The organism is Flavobacterium caseinilyticum, from assembly GCF_004349085.1.
GTDB lineage: Bacteria > Bacteroidota > Bacteroidia > Flavobacteriales > Flavobacteriaceae > Flavobacterium > Flavobacterium caseinilyticum.
In genome coordinates this window covers 767,705-784,706 of sequence record NZ_SMFM01000001.1, presented here as the reverse complement: position 1 = coordinate 784,706, position 17,002 = coordinate 767,705, and the positions used below count along the sequence as shown (strand labels likewise).

The window sequence follows — 17,002 nt, the reverse complement described above, 5'->3', positions numbered from 1 at the left end:
CCAATTACAAACAATTCTAAAAATTTAAAATTATGATTAAAGTATGTATAGCCGATAATTATCCTGTTGTGCATTTTGGAGTAAAATCTTACTTTAAAGATCATGCAGACATTTCTATAGTTGCCAATGTAGGTAACTTTTTAATGGTAAGGGATATACTTTTAACAAAAGACATTGATGTGTTAATATTAGATTTGGAACTCGAAGGACTTGCCAGTATTTTTGAGGTTAAAGCAGTCTTGAAAAATTTTCCAAAAACTAAAATCATTATCTTCAGTGGTCTTTCAGAACAAATTTATGCGCCAAATGCCATAAAAGCTGGAGTTTCTGGCTTTGTGCATAAATCCGAAAAGTTAGAAACTTTAGGGATTTCGATTATTAAAGTCTCCCAAGGAAAGATAATCATGAACGAAACCGTGAAGAAAAATCTAGCCTTGATTGCCAAACAAACTAAAAGCGAACGTCTGTACCGCAAGCTTTCCAACCGAGAGGTTGAAGTATTACGTTACTTAAGTGGAGGTAAAAAGAATCATGAAATCGCTGATATTTTAAAACTCAACGAAAAAACGATCAGTACTTACAAATTGCGATTACTTACCAAACTAAACGTTACTAATCTGGTAGATTTAGTGGACAAAGCTAAAAAGTTAGAGATCGTTTAGTAGTATCAACATATTATTAGTGTTGATTTTTTAGAAAAAGTATGGATTAATTTAATTTTAATCAATAGTGTTCAAAGCTCTGTATTGTCTGAAATATGTTCAGACAATACAGAGCTTTCTATTTCCTCGATCTTGCGAGGTAAAAAAATTATGTTTTTTAATGGTAACGTACCACAACTCTTCCTAATTTTTTTGAAAATTTTCCTCTTAACTCGATATAATTCATCACTAAAGACAATGACTCCATATTATCCGAATCTGGCTCATTAGAGACTGAATTTTTCAACTCTTCAATGATTTCGCTAACCAAAAACCATCTTAAAGTAAGTAATGTATCCGAAACATCCTGATTTAACATTTCTTCTTTGGTTTTTGGAAAAATATTTTGGCCTATCCAATTATGCAAGACGTTTTTCTCATCCTCCATTATAATATTAGTCACTTCATCTGGAATTCCAGACTGAATATGATTTATATATTTTTCAAGTCCGGAATCCTCATTTTGCAAATAAAAATCTATTAAATTCTTATAAATATCTCTAAATATAGGACTTGCAAACTCTACTTCATCATCTTGTAAACTTAAATAAATTTTCTGAAAAACTTTCAATTCCTTGATTTCAGTGACATCTATAATTTCTCCATCACTATTTGACTTTAACAGGACTTCTTCAAATTTTTCTGTTTTATTGCCATAGAGTAAAAGTATTTCTATTATTTTGCGTTCAAAGCGATACAGAGAATCCACTTTGTCCGTCTCATCTGTCTGTTCATTTTTTACATAATCAAAAGCATTTTGCACTTGCTCTTGCTTCTGCTTTTTTCCTACTTCAATACCCTCTTTTTGTACTAATTGTGCTAAGGTACTTTGTAAAACCTGCTCCGAAATATCCATAATTCGAGAACATTCCTGAATATAAATTTCACGCTGAATTCTGTCCGGAATTTTCGAAATACTTACCACCATATCCCGAATTAAGTCGGCTTTTTTGATAGGATCATTCTTGGCTTCATTCATCAAAAGCGAGGCCTTGAACTGAATAAAATCTTTGGCGTTATTTTCCAGATATAAAACTAAATCCTCATACGATGTTTTTTTGGCAAAGCTGTCCGGATCTTCGCCATCAGGAAAAGTACAAACCTTTACATTCATCCCTTCCTCAAGAATCAAATCGATTCCTCGAACAGATGCCCGTAAACCTGCAGCATCTCCGTCAAAAAGTACCGTTATATTCTTTGTTAATCTATTTATTAATCGGATTTGGTCAGGTGTTAACGCCGTTCCAGAAGAAGAAACAACGTTCTCTATTCCAGATTGATTGAACTGAATTACATCCGTATATCCTTCAACCAAATAACAATTATTTAATTTTGCGATGGATTGTTTGGCTTGAAAAATACCATACAACACTTTGCTTTTATGATAAATTTCACTTTCAGGGGAATTCAGGTATTTTGCCGCCTTTTTATCATTGGTAAGAATACGACCTCCAAAACCCAGCACTCTTCCAGACATGCTTTCTATAGGAAACATTACACGCCCTTTGAACCTGTCAAACGGCCTGTCATCTCTGGGAATTGTAAGTCCTGTGCTTTCTAAGAATTCTAATTTATATCCTTTGCCTAAGGCTTCTTTCGTAAAAGCATCCCAACTTTCAGGCGAATATCCTAAACTAAACTTCTTAATAGTCTCACTCGTAAATCCTCTTTCTTTAAAATAAGAGTACCCAATTGCTTTTCCTTCTTCAGAGTTTAAAAGTGTGTTGTGGAAATAGGTTTTTGCAAATTCCGAAACCAAATACATACTTTCCCGAACATCGGTAATTGCTTTCTCTTGGTCTGTTTGTTCCGTTTCTTCAATCTCAATATTGTATTTTTTAGCTAAGTATCGAATGGCTTCCGGATACGTAAAATGGGAATGTTCCATTAAGAAAGCCACGGAGTTCCCGCCTTTTCCAGAACTAAAATCTTTCCAAATTCCTTTAGCTGGCGAAACCATAAACGAAGGAGAACGTTCTTCAGAAAAAGGACTTAATCCCTTGAAGTTACTTCCTGCACGCTTTAGGTTTACGAAATCACCAATAACCTCCTCAACTCGAGCAGTTTCGAAAACAGTATCAATAGTGGCTTTTGAAATCAAGTTGGATAAAATATTTAATAGTTGAAAAGTGTGCAAAAATACGCAAATCAAAGTTCATAATTCAATATCTAAAAACAAAAAAAGCACTTCTTTCAAAGTGCCTCTCAAAGTATAAAACTAACTAAAACAATTTCTAATTAAAATCAAAACGCAGTCCTAAAGAAACATTGTTTTGTTTCACTGTATTATCTTTAAATAAAGGATTCAAATCATATTTCAAGTACAAACTAGTCGATTTATATCCGATGTAAGTACTCAATCCGTATATAAAATTATCAACATTAAAATCACCTTTAGTTATTTCTCTTGACTTATAGCCATCAGTATCATAATTAATGAGTTGCTTCGATTTTAGATTTGTTCCAACATATCCACCTAAACCAAGTCGGAAACTATCGTGTGTTTTAAAATAGGTTTTACCATCTCTTTCTTTAGATTTTGTGAAGTCAAATTCTAAATGCATAGGAAATACCAAATTTACATTCTTGAAACGGGAATCATCTTGCGCCACCGCATTCAATTCTAGATTTGTTTGATTTCCATTTACTGCAAAAAACCTGTTATCTGTAGCTCGCAAATTATTATACATCACTGAAAGTCCGTACTTAGCATGCAATAAATTATAGTTTTTGAAAATTCGGGTATTATAAGTTACTCCCCATTCATAAAAATTAGAACCCAAATACCTAAAATCTGATTTTTCAACAGAGCCGTCAGTCACTACATTATTCAATCCAGTTGCTAATACAAATTGCGAAGTAGTTCTTTTGGATTGGCGCTCTTCCTTATCTTCCTGACCATTATAAACTTTCATCGAAGAAATGTTAAATTCCGTTTGATTTTGACCAAGTTCCTCAGAATTAGTCCCAAAAATAATCTTTCTACCGCCACTTCTATGATCCTTAGCGTCTTCAACTTTTCCATCCACTTTATCTTGTATAAGCTGGTTGAGTTTTTCTTCTTGAACACTAACTTTAGCATCGATATTTGCGGCGTGAACGGCTGCTTTTTTCAACTTTAAATCATCCGCTTGTTCTTTAGTAATTACACTATTTTCCAGATCGTTATCAATTTGTTCAATCTCTTTTTTTAACGCATTTTTTTCTGAGCCAGTTATTGATTTAATTTCATTACCAATTGCTTTGGCTTTGGTCTCAAATGGAATTGATTTATGATCTCTTCCTCTAGTAAATCCCGTTTCAGGTGTAGTTTCATCAACTATTTCTAGTGCAATGTCTTTAAACCAAACCTGACCTGTTTCATCTAATAAAACTCCGTATGAAATAGAAGTTGCATCTGCTGGTACGTGCAAGACAATCTCATATTTAGCCCAATCTTTTGTGCCTTTTATGGGATTTTTTTGCATGTTATCAAAAGCCAAAACAGCCACATCATAGTAATCCACACGCATCCATAAACCAGCCCAAGATTTAATATTTTCACATTTTAAATATCCTGACATTTTCACGGTTTTCCCTAAGTACAAGTCTGGTTTTATTGTTTTCATGATTGTACCAAAACCATTGATTTTGTTTTTAATCGATTTAATGGTTAAAATATCTTCATCTTTGAATTTGGGGTCCTTTTCAACACTCCTTTCATAATTTGGTGACACAGGCTGCCAATACGTCCAGTCTAAAATATTTTTATAATTGCCTTTTTCTTGCGCATTTACTTGTATTAAAACGGAAGATAAAAATAGTACAGTGATTAAAATAATTTTTTGCATGATTTTCGATTTTTGATTGATGATTGATTTTGATTTATTCTTCGTAATTTCTATTGACTAAAACTGTTTTTATAGCATTAAAATTCTTGTTGAATTTATCCAACGCCGATTCTCGAAATGATTGATTTAATTCTGTTTCAGCACTAGATAATAAACTATTTGGATTTACAGAAATAGCCTTTCTAGCTTTTGCAACTGATAGATCAGTAATTTTAGATTCAAACTTAGTATTACTAACTTCAGCTAATAATTTTTCTGCTGAAACGTATCTATTGCTGCTTATTGATTGGTAATTCTTATTTTCAGCTACAATAACCACAACTTCATTTTCTCGTGATCGATTGCCGTTTGAAAATTTCTCTTCTTTAGTATTTAGTTTTTTCGACTGTTTATTCACGTTATTATTTTCAGCAACAACTTTATATTCCTTAGTTATTGTTTTTTGAATCTGGCTAGATACAACGTCTTTATGTAGCATCTCTGGCTTTTCTAAATTATTCTCATCTGATTTTTCTTCTAAAACTATTGGAGCAGTCGGATCTATTTTTACAGTTTCATATCCATTAAAGAAAACTGTGCAAACAAGTAGAAAACCTACAAAACTCGCAGCAATGTAAATCCAATTAATATTGCGTTTGCTTTTTGTTTTTTCAGCTGAATCTAACATAGTCTCTAATCGATCCCAAGCTTGTGCAGAAGGCTGAATAATTCTTTGCTCCAGCTTTTGTTTTATTTCAAGATCTAATTTATTCAGTTCCATACTCGTAATTTTTTAAGGTATTAATCTGTGCTTGCAGCATTTTCCTGGCATGTGATAATTGCGATTTTGATGTTCCTTCCTTAATCCCTAACATATCAGCAATTTCATGATGCTTGAATCCTTCGATAGCATATAAATTGAACACCATTTTGTAACCATCCGGTAAACTGTCTATCAAAAATTGAATGTCGTCTATTGCGAATTGGCTTTCAGTATTATTGAAACTTTCTTCAAAATGGGTTTCGTCTTCAATATATTTTAGTTTTTTTTCAACTCGGATAAAAGAAATACATTCATTGACCATGATTCTTCTAATCCAGCCTTCGAAACTTCCTTTGTGTTGAAAATTTTTCAGATTAGTAAACACTTTCATAAAAGCAGTAATCATGATATCTTCGGCCTGATGAATGTCTTTTATGTATTGGCGGCAAACGCTTAACATTTTTGGAGAAAATTGAGTATAAATCTGCTGTTGTGCAGGCCGATTATTTTCGACAGCCAAATGGATTAATTCATTTTCCTCCTGATGTAAGTTGATTACTTTCATAAATAGTTTCAATGGCAAAAATCAATTCCAATATTTTTCATTGCTATTGCAACTGATTTTTAATATTGAACCTCATCTCTATTAACATAGACGATTGACAATGCAAAAAGGTTGCATCTTACATAGAAATTTTTTTGATTTTATAAATTGAAAATCAAAAAAATCAGTAAAATCAATAGGTAAGAAGAGAAAATATTTTAAAAAAGAATTATTTTTTTCTTTCAATGACATAATTGACCATCAAGACTAACGCATCTTTAAAGTCCGAATTTGGATAATTATCCAACAATAAAAGAGCTTCTTGCTGAAATTGAACCATTTTTTGTTCGGCATAAAGCAAACCGTTATTGTTTTTTACAAAAGCAATAACTTCTTTGACACGTTTTTTATCTTTATTATGGTTTTTAATGGAGTTAATCAACCATGTTTTCTCTTTTGAAGTACACGTATTCAAAACGTGAATAAGAGGCAACGTCATTTTTTGTTCTTTGATGTCAATCCCGGTTGGTTTCCCAATGGCTTCATCCGTATAATCGAATAAATCATCTTTTATTTGAAAAGCCATCCCAATGAGTTCTCCAAACTTGCGCATATTTTCTACTTGAACTTCATCTTCAATAACGGATTTTGCACCAAGAGCACAACAGGCAGCAATAAGTGTCGCTGTCTTTTTCCGAATTATTTCGTAGTAGATGTCTTCTGTGATGTCGAGTCTTCGGGCTTTTTCAATTTGAAGTAATTCGCCTTCGCTCATTTCGCGAACCGCGACAGAAATAATTCGGAGTAAATCAAAATCTCCATTATCTATGGAAAGCAATAAACCTTTGGATAATAAATAATCCCCAACTAAAACAGCAATTTTATTTTTCCATAGTGCATTGAGAGAGAAAAAACCTCTTCTGCGATTGCTGTCATCCACAACATCATCGTGAACTAATGTGGCGGTATGAATTAGCTCGATAACGCAAGCACCTCGATAGGTTCTTTCGTTTACAGTACCGGCAGAAACCATTTTAGCAGTCAGAAAAACAAACATCGGACGCATTTGTTTTCCTTTTCTGTTGACGATGTAATAGGTGATTCTATTTAACAAAGCCACTTGTGAAGTCATCGATTCGTAGAACTTTTTTTCAAAAAGTTCCATTTCGTCAAAGATGGGCTGTTTTATTTGTGAAGTAACATTCATTAGAATTCAAAGATACAATTTTAGCCTGCAATCTTACAAAAGCTTACATTCTTTTGAATGTTTTTAGAAAAGAAATTTTTATGCTTCTTTGTTGGCTAGCTGTCCGCAAGCAGCATCAATATCTTTTCCGCGGCTTCTTCGCACTTTTACCACAATGCCGCTTGCTTCCAATGCATTTATATACGCATTAATTGATTCTTCGGAAGCTTGCTGAAATTCCCCATCATCAATGGGATTGTATTCAATCAAATTCACTTTACAAGGAACATATTTACAAAATTTAACCAAAGCGTCAATTGAAGCTTTATTGTCATTGATATCTTTCCAAACTACATATTCGTAGGAGATTTTGCTTTTGGTTTTTCGGTACCAATATTCTAATGATTCCCGTAAATCTGCTAAAGGAAAATTAGCACTAAATGGCATAATTCGGGAGCGAATTTCATCGATTGCTGAATGCAAGGAAACTGCTAATTTGAATTTCACATCATCATCAGCTAATTTCTTAATCATTTTAGGAACTCCCGAAGTCGAAACCATAATACGTTTAGGCGACATTCCTAAACCTTCCGGAGACGTAATCATTTCGATTGCCTTCAGCACATTGTTGTAGTTCATAAGTGGTTCTCCCATTCCCATAAAAACTATGTTTGACAACGGATGATTGTGATACAAACGGCTTTCTTTATCAATGGCAATAACCTGATCGTAAATTTCGGCTGGTTCCAGATTTCGCATTCTTTTCAATCGCGCTGTTGCGCAAAAGTTACAATCTAAACTACAGCCTACCTGACTGGAAACACAAGCTGTAGTTCTGGTATTTGTAGGTATCAAAACCGATTCGACCACCAAACCATCATGCAAACGCACGGCATTTTTCACGGTCCCGTCTTCGCTGCGCTGCATCGTATCTACTTTGATATGATTGATAACAAAATGCGTTTCCAGCATAGTCCGTGTTCCTTTAGAAACATTAGTCATATCCTCAAAACTATGTGCGCCTTTGCTCCACAACCATTCGTAAACTTGATTACCACGAAAGGCTTTATCCCCATTAGCAACAAAAAAATCTCGTAATTGTTCTTTTGATAAAGATCGTATGTCTTTTTTCTCGATTTCCATGGTGCAAATTTAATGACAATTTTGAATTATATTGATTTTTTTTAACCCTCAAAATTATATTTTGTAACTTTGTTACTATAATAGTAATAGACATGGGAGTTCCAGAATTAAAACAGAAAATTCAAATGCAAATTGAAAATGCCGATGAACGTTTATTGCGTATCGTTTCTTCGGTTTTTGATAATTATTTGAAGGAAATTGTTTCATACGATGCAAAAGGAAATGCCTTAACACTCTCAGAATATCATAATAAGGTTGAAGAGGGGTTAGAAGATATTAAATATAATAGAGTAGTTTCTCAAGAAAATCTTATTGAAGAAATGAAAACCTGGAAAAATGAGTAATCCTAATTATGCGATTTTCTGGACTACAAATGCAAAACTTGATTTAAAAGATATTTATCTTTCGTTAGAACAAAACATTTCTGTTCTAGTTGCCACCAAAATAACTGATGAAATTTTCGGAAGTTTAAATTCAATAATTTTTCCTGATCAATTTCAAATTGATGAATACCGAATTGATTGCAGAAGAATCATTATCCGAAATTACAAAATACTTTACCAATTCCATAACAACACCATTTATGTTGTTAGAATATTCAATACTTTTCAAGACCCAATAAAAAGTTTAAGATAATGCATTTCATTTCCCAAGAATTAGAAGATTATATCGAACAACATTCCGAAAAAGAACCTGCTTTACTGGCCGCGCTGAACAAAGAAACTTACCAAAAAATTTTGCTGCCGCGAATGTTGAGCGGACATTTTCAAGGGCGGGTTTTGAGTATGTTGTCTAAATTAATTCGGCCTGTGAATATTCTGGAAATTGGAACGTATACTGGTTATTCCGCATTGTGTTTGTGCGAAGGAATGCAGGAAAACGGGCAGTTGCATACGATTGACATCAAAGAAGAATTAGTTGATTTTCAAAGAAAGCATTTTGACAAATCACCTTGGGGAGAACAAATTTTCCAGCATTTAGGAGAAGCAGTTGACATTATTCCGGCGCTTGACTTAAAATTCGATTTGGTTTTTATTGATGCCGATAAAGAAAATTACCTCAACTATTTTGAATTGATTGTTCCAAAAATGAATAAAGGCGGGATTATTTTATCGGACAATGTGTTGTGGAGCGGGAAAGTTCTGGAACCACTGAACCCTAAAGATTTGAGCACAAAAATATTGCTGGAATACAATCAGTTATTAGCAACGGATCCAAGAGTAGAAACGGTTTTACTGCCTATTCGTGATGGTTTGACAGTGAGTAGAGTCTTGTAAATTCAAATATTCCTTTCGAAAACAACTGCCTAGCCCTGATGGGAGCGGCATCCCACGCTTTTTTGCGTGGATACAGCGGACAGCAGGAAATTGCTCCTACTAACTATGTAGGTTGCGGAAAATATCTTTCTTGTGCTATTTTGTACACTTTCAAGAACACAAAACCAGAGGTAAATCCGAACAAATAGCCTGCTAAAATGTCTAAAGGATAATGCAAACCAAGATAAATTCTGCTGTAAGCAAATATAAGCGGCCACAAGAACAAGAAACCGAAATATTTGATTTTATCTTTGAAATTAAAATATAAAAATGCTGCAACCGCCATTGAATTTGTCGCATGGCCCGAGAAAAAACTAAATGAATTTCTGATTTGAACGATGCGTATAAAAGAATTGATTTCAGGATTATTACAAGGACGTAAGCGATGAAATTCTCGTTTGAACACATTTGCCGATTGATCTGTAAATGTTACCAAGACTGCTACAAACAGTAGCAAATACAGTGTTTGTTTTGCTCCTAGATTTTTAAAAATAACGTAGAGCAAAACTAAAAAAAGAGGAATCCAATTGCTTTGTTTGGTAATGAGTAACCAAAGTCCGTCATAGGTCTCCGACCCTAATCCATTTAAAAACACGAATATTTCCGCATCTAAAGACAATAATTTATCTAACATTACATCTGACGTTTTATTGGCCCTGTAATGTCTTCTATTACTTCTTTAGTGCTTTCTATTGGAGTTGTAGTATCTGACAGTAAACTGTCTTTGGCTTTATTAATTTCGGTGGTAATATTCTGGGACATATTGGTGAATTGAGAAGTATCACCCAATATATTATCCTTTGCTTTATTTATTTCAGAAGTAATATTCCCCGTGAAATCGGTCAAAGTTTTCGCATCGAACCCATTGGCCTCCGCTCCTTTTTGAATTTCACTTTTAATATCATTAGTAGCATTTTTCAATTGCGCCATTGCTTTACCCATGGTTCGGGCAATTTCAGGAACTTTATCTGACCCAAAAAGCATAAGCACTATAAACATGATAAAAATTAATTCGCCTCCACCTATACCAAACATATATTTTATTTTTGATTGTGACAAAGATATTAAATTTTGAACCTTTGACTTTTAATTTTTTCATAAAAAAAAGACTCTTTTCAGAGTCTTTTTTTTTAACTATTTGTTAGTCTAGTCGAATTTGGATTTTACTTCTTCTTTAGGCCAAGTATTATTGGTTACATCGATATCAGCAGTTTCTAACTTTGGATCGACTTGGATTTTTTTGATTGCTTTTTCAGTTGCATATACTTTCTTAGCGGTATCATTGTTTTTTCTCCAAATTTGAGCTGGATATTTAAATGTTTCTTTTGAATCATCATCGTACGTTAACTCAACAATAATTGGCATTAACATTCCTCCTGGTTTGTTGAATTCTACTTCGTAGAAATATTTAGGAGATTTTAATTTTGTTTTTTCATCAGCTGTAAAGTTTTTGTTTACATACTCCGATAATAAATTCACATCAGAAATAGCTAATGCTTTCTTCTCTTTAGCGGACAGTTCCTCGCTGGTTCCAGCAACTAAATACACGAAAGGTCCTTTTTCCTGACCAAAACGTCCTCTTCTAACGACAGCATCTTTTAATTCTTTAGTTGCAGCCTCAGATACGTAATATTGTTTTACCTCTTTCACACCAATATCCACAAAATCAGTTGAGTAAAACCATCCTCTGAAAAACCAGTCTAAATCCACCGCCGATGCATCTTCCATTGTTCTAAAAAAGTCTTCCGGAGTAGGATGTTTGAATTTCCATCTGTTTGCATATACTTTGAACGCATGATCAAATAACTCTCTGCCCATGATCGTTTCTCTAAGAATATTCAAACCTGTCGCCGGCTTGCCATAAGCGTTTGCACCAAACTGAACTATTGTTTCAGAGTTAGACATAATAGGCTCCAAGAATTTTTGATCACCACTCATGTAAGGAACAATTTTACTTGCTGGACCACGACTGGAAGGAAAGTTTGTTCCCATTTCCTGCTCAGCCATGTATTGCATGAAAGTGTTTAAACCTTCATCCATCCAAGACCACTGACGCTCATCAGAATTGACAATCATAGGAAAAAAATTGTGTCCTACTTCATGCACTACTACTCCAATCATACCGTTTTTAATACGTTCGCTGGTCACACCTTTTTCGTCAGGACGACCATAATTCCAGCAAATCATTGGATACTCCATACCTTGATCTTCTGCAGATACTGAAACTGCTTTTGGATAAGGATAATCGAATGTATGAGCGGAATAACTTTTTAAGGTATGTGCTACTGTTCTAGTTGATGTTTCTCCCCAAAGCGGATTTGCTTCTTTAGGATAAACTGAAATTGCCATAACTGTTTTCTCACTTAATTTAACGGCCATTGCATCATAAATGAATTTTCTGGAAGTGGCAATACCAAAATCTCTTACGTTTTTAGCGCTAAATTTCCATGTTTTTTTCTTGTCAGAAAATCCTTTTTCGTTTGCTTCCGCTTCCGCTTGCGTAACAATCACAACTGGATTATCGTATGATTTCATGGCTAATTCATATCTTTTCACTTGTTCCGGAGTGAACACTTCGCTTCTATTCATCAGCTCTCCTGTTGCTTCCATAACATGATCTGCAGGTACGGTGATATTTACATCAAAATTTCCAAAAGGCAAAGTAAACTCTCCCGTTCCCCAAAACTGCATATTCTGCCATCCTTCAACATCATTATAAACCGCCATTCTAGGGTAGAATTGAGCGATTACATATAATTTGTTGCCGTCTTTTTCGAATAATTCATATCCTGAACGACCGCCTTCCGCTCTATAGTTGTTGATATTGTAAGACCATTTGATTGCAAAAGAAAACTTCTCGCCAGGTTTCATTGGTGTTGCTAAGTTGATACGCATCATTGTTTGATTGATGGTATACGACAATGGATTTCCTTTGGCATCTTTAACAAACTCAATATTGAATCCGCGCTCTAATTCTTGTTTTAAAAATTTATTAGCAAAACCTCCCGCTGGAAAAACCTGCTCCATTCTTTGGCTTTCCGCCAATGGAGTTTGTGAGTTTTTAGCAGCTTGATTTTGATCTAACTGCACCCATAAATATTCTAAAGTATCAGGAGAATTATTATAATACGTAACGGTTTCTGAACCACTTAATTTAGAATTTTTATCATCAAGCTCAATATTGATTTTATAATCAGCTTGTTGTTGGTAATAAGCCGGGCCTGGAGCTCCTGAAGCGGTACGAAACATGTTAGGCGTGGCTAACAAATCATACATTTGACTAAACTTATTGGTGTCGTACTTTCCAGTTGGTTTTGGAGTGACTGGCGCCGTTTTTTCCTGTGCAAACAATAATGCAGGGAAAAATAATAGTAAAGATAATTTTTTCATAGGTAAAGAAATGGTTATTTCAGTGTGTGAAAATAATAATTTTAAGTAGATGTATCTAAATTAATTAATATTTTAACATTCCCTTGGATGTAGACTCTGTAAAAAGCAATGTATTTTTCGTGCCCAGTACATTAAAATGCATAATATTTTGTTGTTCTGAATTGCCTTCAATTATAATTGAATTAAAGATTTCCAGAGAATTAACTTTTGGGATATCTCTCATATTGAAGTAACAGATAAGTACATCGCCTTCCATTTCTTTACTTAAAAAATGTAGGGGTTTAGTTTGACCATTTACCTTTAGGTAAAATTTTTCACTAAAATATTTTTTCAGAAGATTCACATCTTCAATAGTTTCATTTTCGGAACCTAAATTGATTTTTTTACTGTACTTTTTTCCAACAGCACTATTCAAATCATCTACGAATATCCGGGCTGTGATTTGAAGCATCTTCTTTTCAGGAGCGTAATTCACCTGATACAACGCCACATAAAATTTATGTACACTAAAAGATGTTAGCGTTAAAAATAGTAACCCAAAAAAAGTAATTAAGATTGTTTTTTTCATTTTTGTAATGTAGTAATTCTTTTAAATTCTTCGTTCTTGGTGATTAAAAAATCAATAAGTAAAAATTCGTCTTCTTGTTTCAGAAGATTTTTTGATTTTGGATCATTTTCGCAATATTGCAAAAATAGTCCGATTTGTTCCTTTTTCAAATTCAAGGTATTGGTAAAAAAATAGCTGTCAATTCCTTTTGAAACCACTTCTGAGAAATTTGCTTCGGGACCTGAACTCGCTTTTTCTGCTGACTCACTCTTAAACAGTTTTGAAACCATTTTATACATTCTAACAAAATCCATTCCATTTTCTATGGTTCCGTCTGAAGGCATGGTTCTGTTAATCGGTGAGGATTTCTCATCATCAAAAAATTGCGTGTCTACAATTCGTTGTGAACTTCCAATTGCCGGTTTTATTTCTGTTTTTCGTTTCACGATCACTTCTTTTAATAGTGTCGTTTGTGTTTCTAAACTTACCACATACAATGGTTTTGAAAAATCATTGTCTTGAATCACAATTTTTTTTGACTTAAAAGAAGGACTTGAAACCAGTAGCGTGTCTTTGGCTTTCGCCAAAATATCAAAAAACCCCTGAGTACTTATAAAGGTTCTTTTTTTTGAATTTAAATTAACAACATAACCATTATCTACAACTGTGGCTTCATTTATAAATTGGCCATGTAATGACTTCCGATTTTCATTTTGACCAAAAGAAAATTGGCTAAAGAAAATTAAACATAGAATTATTATTTTAGTTTTCATTTTGAAGTTGTATTATAAATATTAGAAATTGAAAACATCAACTTTAACCATTTTCGGCACTTTTCGTTTAATACGCTATAAACCGTTTAGACCATTGGCTTTCGCTAAAGTAGAAGTGCTTTTTCAAGATATGCAAAAGGCGTTTTTAAATGTACTAAATTTAAGAAATTTATTCCATTTACAATTATAGAATGAAATCTAATTTTGCCTCATCTCCACATTTTATTTGTTGTTTAACAAAATTCTATTTGTTTTCAAGAGCTATTATTTCGTTAAATTTCTCGGCAAGTTGAACGATTAAATACATAATCAACGTTTTATTTTTGGATCGTACCGCAGCAGCAAAACTAGCATCATCAACACAATAATATTGAAATCCTTTAATGTAATCGAGGGGTATCTTTAGCGTTTCCAAGTAATACTTCTCTTCAAACAGCACATCAATTCTTGCCAACAATTGCTGTTTTTTTTCAATTACTATTTCTTTTTTCAGCATGGCTTTGCGTCCGGAAATGGTATTGAGCAATCCGTCAATTCCTCCACCCGAAGTAGCAGTGTACAATTTCCTTTCCGCAGGAGTGTATTTTTTTTGGCCATAAGGAATAATTCCTGCACTTTCCGCAGTAATAGTAGACTCACTCACAACCACTTCCTTCAGAACAATACTTTTTGGAGCCAAAATCACTTTTAATACAGATTCTATTAAATCCTCCGCAGTAATTTTCCTGCGCAGACTTTCCAGATTGACTGCACTGAATAGTAAAACATCCCCTTCTTTTACCGCTATTTCAAAAAATCCGTCGGCATCTGAAACAGTCGCTTTTTGTGTGGAGACATTTACAATATTAATGCGATCAACTGACACAGAGTCGGCAGTGTGGATTTGTCCCCGAATTTCCTTTACCTTTTCTATTTGCCCAAAAGCAATTTGCACTAATAAGATAAGCATTAACTGTAGTATAATTTTAATTTTCAATGGCTATTATTTCTTTGTATTTAGTCGCTAATTCTGTTATCAAAAAAGTGGTCATTGGGAGATTTTTAGACTTTAAAATCGAGACGAAATATTCATTTTCAACAACATAATACTCAAAGCCTTTGACATATTCCGTTGGGATTTTCAATTTATTGACAAAAAAATCAATTGTGTACATGTGTTCCAATTGTCTCAAATAAGTCTCTTTCTTTTCAACAGCAACTTCTTTTTTCAACATCTTTGTTCTCCCCGAAAACCAATTCAATAGTGGATCTGCAGATATAGAGCCTCCCATCATACTGCCGGCATTTGCGGAAGCATTAAGATTAGTAGCCGTATTTAATCTGCGCTCTGCCGGAGTATAAGATTTTTGTCCTTTTGGAATGATTCCCATTGAAACGGCATTGATTCCATTTCGAACAATCACTTCCCGCAATCTGTTTACTACCGGTGTCATTTTTACAATAAGGGTTTCTTGATCGAAATGGCCTTGGATTACAACAATTTTCACCTCCTCATACTGTCTTTCACTAAAAATCAATGTATCACCAACTTTGGCTAAAATAGAAAATTTTCCGTTTTTATCAGAAACTGAGGCTTGCGACGTTACTTTATTAATGACATAGATTCCCTCCAAAACTGCAACATCAGCTGTCAATTTACCTTTCAATTGTACCCTAGCCATTTCTTGCGAAAAAACATTCGATGCGACTAAAGCTAAAAATAAATAAACAACTCTAATCATCTCTTTGAAAGTATATATTTACACTCAGTAAAAGTATCTTAAGGCGTTCCAAATTATTTACTAATGAATTGGTAAAAAAATGTTAATTATAATTTAATAAAAAAGACTGATTCAATACCTTTAACACAAATTATTAAAATGAAAAACATACTAATAGCAAGTACTTCTACGCTTGCAAACGAGAATTACCTGCAGTATTTATTACCGGAACTTGAAATACATTTTCAAAACTGTTCTACAATTCTTTTTATTCCATACGCAAGACCAGGCGGTATATCTCATGAAGAATATACCGCTATAGTTGCACTGGCTTTTGCCAAAATGAACAAAGTAGTCAAGGGTATTCATGAATTTGACGATGCTGCACTAGCCATAAAAAATGCGGAAGCGATTTTTACCGGAGGCGGAAATACTTTTGTATTAGTGTCTCAATTGCACAAAAAAAATGTAATGGGCATCCTTTCAGAAGTAATAAAAAGCGGAACTCCGTATTTAGGCACCAGTGCTGGAAGTAATATTTGCGGCCTTACCATGCAAACTACTAATGATATGCCGATTGTGTATCCTCCGAGTTTTCAGACTCTGGGAGCAGTTCCATTTAATTTGAATCCCCATTATTTGGATCCCGATCTTACATCAAAACATATGGGCGAAACACGCGAAACCAGAATAATGGAATATCATGCTTTTAATTCCGTTCCTGTTTTAGGATTGAGAGAAGGAAGTTGGTTGGATGTAAAAGGCGATAAAATTACTTTAAAAGGCGATCTGACCGCGAGATTGTTTAGAAAAGATCAAACACCGGAAGAAATAGCGACTGGAACTGATTTAAGTTTCCTAAAATAATTAAATAAAAAAAACCTCAAACAAAAGTTTGAGGTTTTTGGAGCGAAAGACGAGGCTCGAACTCGCGACAACCAGCTTGGAAGGCTGGAGCTCTACCAACTGAGCTACTTTCGCATAATAACAGTAAAATAAAATTTCAACTAAACTTTTGAAATTTAGAGCGAAAGACGAGGCTCGAACTCGCGACAACCAGCTTGGAAGGCTGGAGCTCTACCAACTGAGCTACTTTCGCATTAACAACGGTGCAAATATAATTAATTAGT

Annotated in this window: 18 protein-coding genes and 2 tRNA genes; 5 read left to right on the top strand and 15 right to left on the bottom strand. The window is 33.9% G+C overall.

Annotated elements, in window-relative coordinates; all coding sequences use genetic code 11:
- Nucleotides 1-32 precede the first annotated feature (32 nt).
- A complete protein-coding gene (locus E0F89_RS03490; protein WP_131908458.1) occupies nt 33-662 on the top strand; it encodes a response regulator transcription factor in 630 nt (209 codons plus the stop codon).
- A 157-nt stretch (nt 663-819) separates the two neighbouring features.
- Here E0F89_RS03490 and dnaG read toward each other — a convergent pair whose 3' ends face one another.
- The 6 genes from dnaG to rlmN all read right to left on the bottom strand — a co-directional run bounded on the left by dnaG (nt 820) and on the right by rlmN (nt 8,146).
- Nucleotides 820-2,802, bottom strand: coding sequence for a DNA primase (gene dnaG, locus E0F89_RS03485; RefSeq protein WP_131908457.1), 1,983 nt, complete (start codon nt 2,800-2,802; stop codon nt 820-822).
- A gap of 133 nt (nt 2,803-2,935) precedes the next feature.
- The gene (locus E0F89_RS03480; RefSeq protein WP_131908456.1) at nt 2,936-4,531 is read right to left on the bottom strand and encodes a hypothetical protein; all 1,596 of its coding nucleotides are present in this window, start codon (nt 4,529-4,531) and stop codon (nt 2,936-2,938) included.
- Nucleotides 4,532-4,565: 34 nt separating this feature from the next.
- Entirely contained in the window at nt 4,566-5,291 is a 726-nt protein-coding gene (locus E0F89_RS03475; protein ID WP_131908455.1) for a hypothetical protein, read from the bottom strand.
- Nucleotides 5,278-5,838 carry an RNA polymerase sigma factor gene (locus E0F89_RS03470; protein ID WP_131908454.1) on the bottom strand — a complete coding sequence of 187 codons (561 nt, stop codon included), beginning with the start codon at nt 5,836-5,838 and terminating at the stop codon, nt 5,278-5,280. Before E0F89_RS03470 ends, E0F89_RS03475 begins: the two co-directional genes overlap by 14 nt.
- 208 nt (nt 5,839-6,046) lie before the next feature.
- Nucleotides 6,047-7,024 (bottom strand): polyprenyl synthetase family protein, encoded by a 978-nt coding sequence (locus tag E0F89_RS03465; protein ID WP_131908453.1) that lies wholly within the window; start codon nt 7,022-7,024, stop codon nt 6,047-6,049.
- A 78-nt stretch (nt 7,025-7,102) separates the two neighbouring features.
- Nucleotides 7,103-8,146, bottom strand: coding sequence for a 23S rRNA (adenine(2503)-C(2))-methyltransferase RlmN (gene rlmN / locus E0F89_RS03460; RefSeq protein ID WP_131908452.1), 1,044 nt, complete (start codon nt 8,144-8,146; stop codon nt 7,103-7,105).
- 92 nt (nt 8,147-8,238) lie between these two features.
- Between rlmN and E0F89_RS03455 the strand changes: the two genes are divergently transcribed.
- The 3 genes from E0F89_RS03455 to E0F89_RS03445 are packed head-to-tail and all read left to right on the top strand — an operon-like array spanning nt 8,239 to nt 9,423.
- A complete protein-coding gene (locus E0F89_RS03455; RefSeq protein WP_131908451.1) occupies nt 8,239-8,490 on the top strand; it encodes a hypothetical protein in 252 nt (83 codons plus the stop codon).
- Nucleotides 8,483-8,782 (top strand): type II toxin-antitoxin system RelE/ParE family toxin, encoded by a 300-nt coding sequence (locus tag E0F89_RS03450; protein ID WP_131908450.1) that lies wholly within the window; start codon nt 8,483-8,485, stop codon nt 8,780-8,782. Before E0F89_RS03455 ends, E0F89_RS03450 begins: the two co-directional genes overlap by 8 nt.
- On the top strand, nt 8,782-9,423 hold the full coding sequence (locus E0F89_RS03445) for an O-methyltransferase (protein WP_131908449.1): 642 nt from the start codon (nt 8,782-8,784) through the stop codon (nt 9,421-9,423). Before E0F89_RS03450 ends, E0F89_RS03445 begins: the two co-directional genes overlap by 1 nt.
- A gap of 103 nt (nt 9,424-9,526) precedes the next feature.
- Here E0F89_RS03445 and E0F89_RS03440 read toward each other — a convergent pair whose 3' ends face one another.
- The 7 genes from E0F89_RS03440 to E0F89_RS03410 form a co-directional block, all read right to left on the bottom strand.
- Nucleotides 9,527-10,096 (bottom strand): phosphatase PAP2 family protein, encoded by a 570-nt coding sequence (locus E0F89_RS03440; RefSeq protein ID WP_131908448.1) that lies wholly within the window; start codon nt 10,094-10,096, stop codon nt 9,527-9,529.
- Nucleotides 10,096-10,497 (bottom strand): twin-arginine translocase TatA/TatE family subunit, encoded by a 402-nt coding sequence (locus E0F89_RS03435; protein ID WP_131908663.1) that lies wholly within the window; start codon nt 10,495-10,497, stop codon nt 10,096-10,098. The genes E0F89_RS03440 and E0F89_RS03435 overlap by 1 nt, the downstream gene beginning before the upstream one ends.
- Before the next feature lie 111 nt (nt 10,498-10,608).
- Nucleotides 10,609-12,852 (bottom strand): M1 family metallopeptidase, encoded by a 2,244-nt coding sequence (locus E0F89_RS03430; RefSeq protein WP_131908447.1) that lies wholly within the window; start codon nt 12,850-12,852, stop codon nt 10,609-10,611.
- 64 nt (nt 12,853-12,916) lie between these two features.
- Nucleotides 12,917-13,420: a DUF6702 family protein gene (locus E0F89_RS03425; RefSeq protein ID WP_131908446.1), complete on the bottom strand. Its 504-nt coding sequence runs from the start codon at nt 13,418-13,420 to the stop codon at nt 12,917-12,919.
- A complete protein-coding gene (locus tag E0F89_RS03420) occupies nt 13,417-14,172 on the bottom strand; it encodes a hypothetical protein (protein WP_131908445.1) in 756 nt (251 codons plus the stop codon). Before E0F89_RS03420 ends, E0F89_RS03425 begins: the two co-directional genes overlap by 4 nt.
- A 244-nt stretch (nt 14,173-14,416) precedes the next feature.
- Complete coding sequence (locus E0F89_RS03415; protein ID WP_131908444.1) at nt 14,417-15,121, bottom strand: carboxypeptidase-like regulatory domain-containing protein; 705 nt, start codon at nt 15,119-15,121, stop codon at nt 14,417-14,419.
- Nucleotides 15,122-15,137: 16 nt separating this feature from the next.
- Entirely contained in the window at nt 15,138-15,893 is a 756-nt protein-coding gene (locus E0F89_RS03410; RefSeq protein WP_131908443.1) for a hypothetical protein, read from the bottom strand.
- Between the two features lie 138 nt (nt 15,894-16,031).
- On the opposite strand from E0F89_RS03410, the gene pepE reads away from it, so the two are divergent.
- Nucleotides 16,032-16,739, top strand: coding sequence for a dipeptidase PepE (pepE, locus tag E0F89_RS03405; protein WP_131908442.1), 708 nt, complete (start codon nt 16,032-16,034; stop codon nt 16,737-16,739).
- 38 nt (nt 16,740-16,777) lie between these two features.
- On the opposite strand, the gene E0F89_RS03400 is transcribed toward pepE, so the two are convergent.
- Nucleotides 16,778-16,853: transfer RNA gene (locus E0F89_RS03400), tRNA-Gly, on the bottom strand.
- A gap of 45 nt (nt 16,854-16,898) precedes the next feature.
- Nucleotides 16,899-16,971, bottom strand: a tRNA-Gly gene (locus E0F89_RS03395).
- Nucleotides 16,972-17,002 lie beyond the last annotated feature (31 nt).

What these genes read in the sequence shown, in the direction of transcription:
- E0F89_RS03425 (WP_131908446.1), bottom strand. Translation starts at nt 13,420, where the DNA reads ATGAAAAAAACAATCTTAATTACTTTTTTTGGGTTACTATTTTTAACG.
- E0F89_RS03480 (WP_131908456.1), bottom strand. Translation starts at nt 4,531, where the DNA reads ATGCAAAAAATTATTTTAATCACTGTACTATTTTTATCTTCCGTTTTA.
- E0F89_RS03475 (WP_131908455.1), bottom strand. Translation starts at nt 5,291, where the DNA reads ATGGAACTGAATAAATTAGATCTTGAAATAAAACAAAAGCTGGAGCAA.
- E0F89_RS03435 (WP_131908663.1), bottom strand. Translation starts at nt 10,497, where the DNA reads ATGTTTGGTATAGGTGGAGGCGAATTAATTTTTATCATGTTTATAGTG.
- E0F89_RS03490 (WP_131908458.1), top strand. Translation starts at nt 33, where the DNA reads ATGATTAAAGTATGTATAGCCGATAATTATCCTGTTGTGCATTTTGGA.
- pepE (WP_131908442.1), top strand. Translation starts at nt 16,032, where the DNA reads ATGAAAAACATACTAATAGCAAGTACTTCTACGCTTGCAAACGAGAAT.
- E0F89_RS03440 (WP_131908448.1), bottom strand. Translation starts at nt 10,096, where the DNA reads ATGTTAGATAAATTATTGTCTTTAGATGCGGAAATATTCGTGTTTTTA.
- E0F89_RS03470 (WP_131908454.1), bottom strand. Translation starts at nt 5,838, where the DNA reads ATGAAAGTAATCAACTTACATCAGGAGGAAAATGAATTAATCCATTTG.
- E0F89_RS03465 (WP_131908453.1), bottom strand. Translation starts at nt 7,024, where the DNA reads ATGAATGTTACTTCACAAATAAAACAGCCCATCTTTGACGAAATGGAA.
- E0F89_RS03415 (WP_131908444.1), bottom strand. Translation starts at nt 15,121, where the DNA reads ATGCTTATCTTATTAGTGCAAATTGCTTTTGGGCAAATAGAAAAGGTA.
- E0F89_RS03445 (WP_131908449.1), top strand. Translation starts at nt 8,782, where the DNA reads ATGCATTTCATTTCCCAAGAATTAGAAGATTATATCGAACAACATTCC.
- E0F89_RS03430 (WP_131908447.1), bottom strand. Translation starts at nt 12,852, where the DNA reads ATGAAAAAATTATCTTTACTATTATTTTTCCCTGCATTATTGTTTGCA.
- E0F89_RS03420 (WP_131908445.1), bottom strand. Translation starts at nt 14,172, where the DNA reads ATGAAAACTAAAATAATAATTCTATGTTTAATTTTCTTTAGCCAATTT.
- E0F89_RS03410 (WP_131908443.1), bottom strand. Translation starts at nt 15,893, where the DNA reads ATGATTAGAGTTGTTTATTTATTTTTAGCTTTAGTCGCATCGAATGTT.
- rlmN (WP_131908452.1), bottom strand. Translation starts at nt 8,146, where the DNA reads ATGGAAATCGAGAAAAAAGACATACGATCTTTATCAAAAGAACAATTA.
- E0F89_RS03455 (WP_131908451.1), top strand. Translation starts at nt 8,239, where the DNA reads ATGGGAGTTCCAGAATTAAAACAGAAAATTCAAATGCAAATTGAAAAT.
- E0F89_RS03450 (WP_131908450.1), top strand. Translation starts at nt 8,483, where the DNA reads ATGAGTAATCCTAATTATGCGATTTTCTGGACTACAAATGCAAAACTT.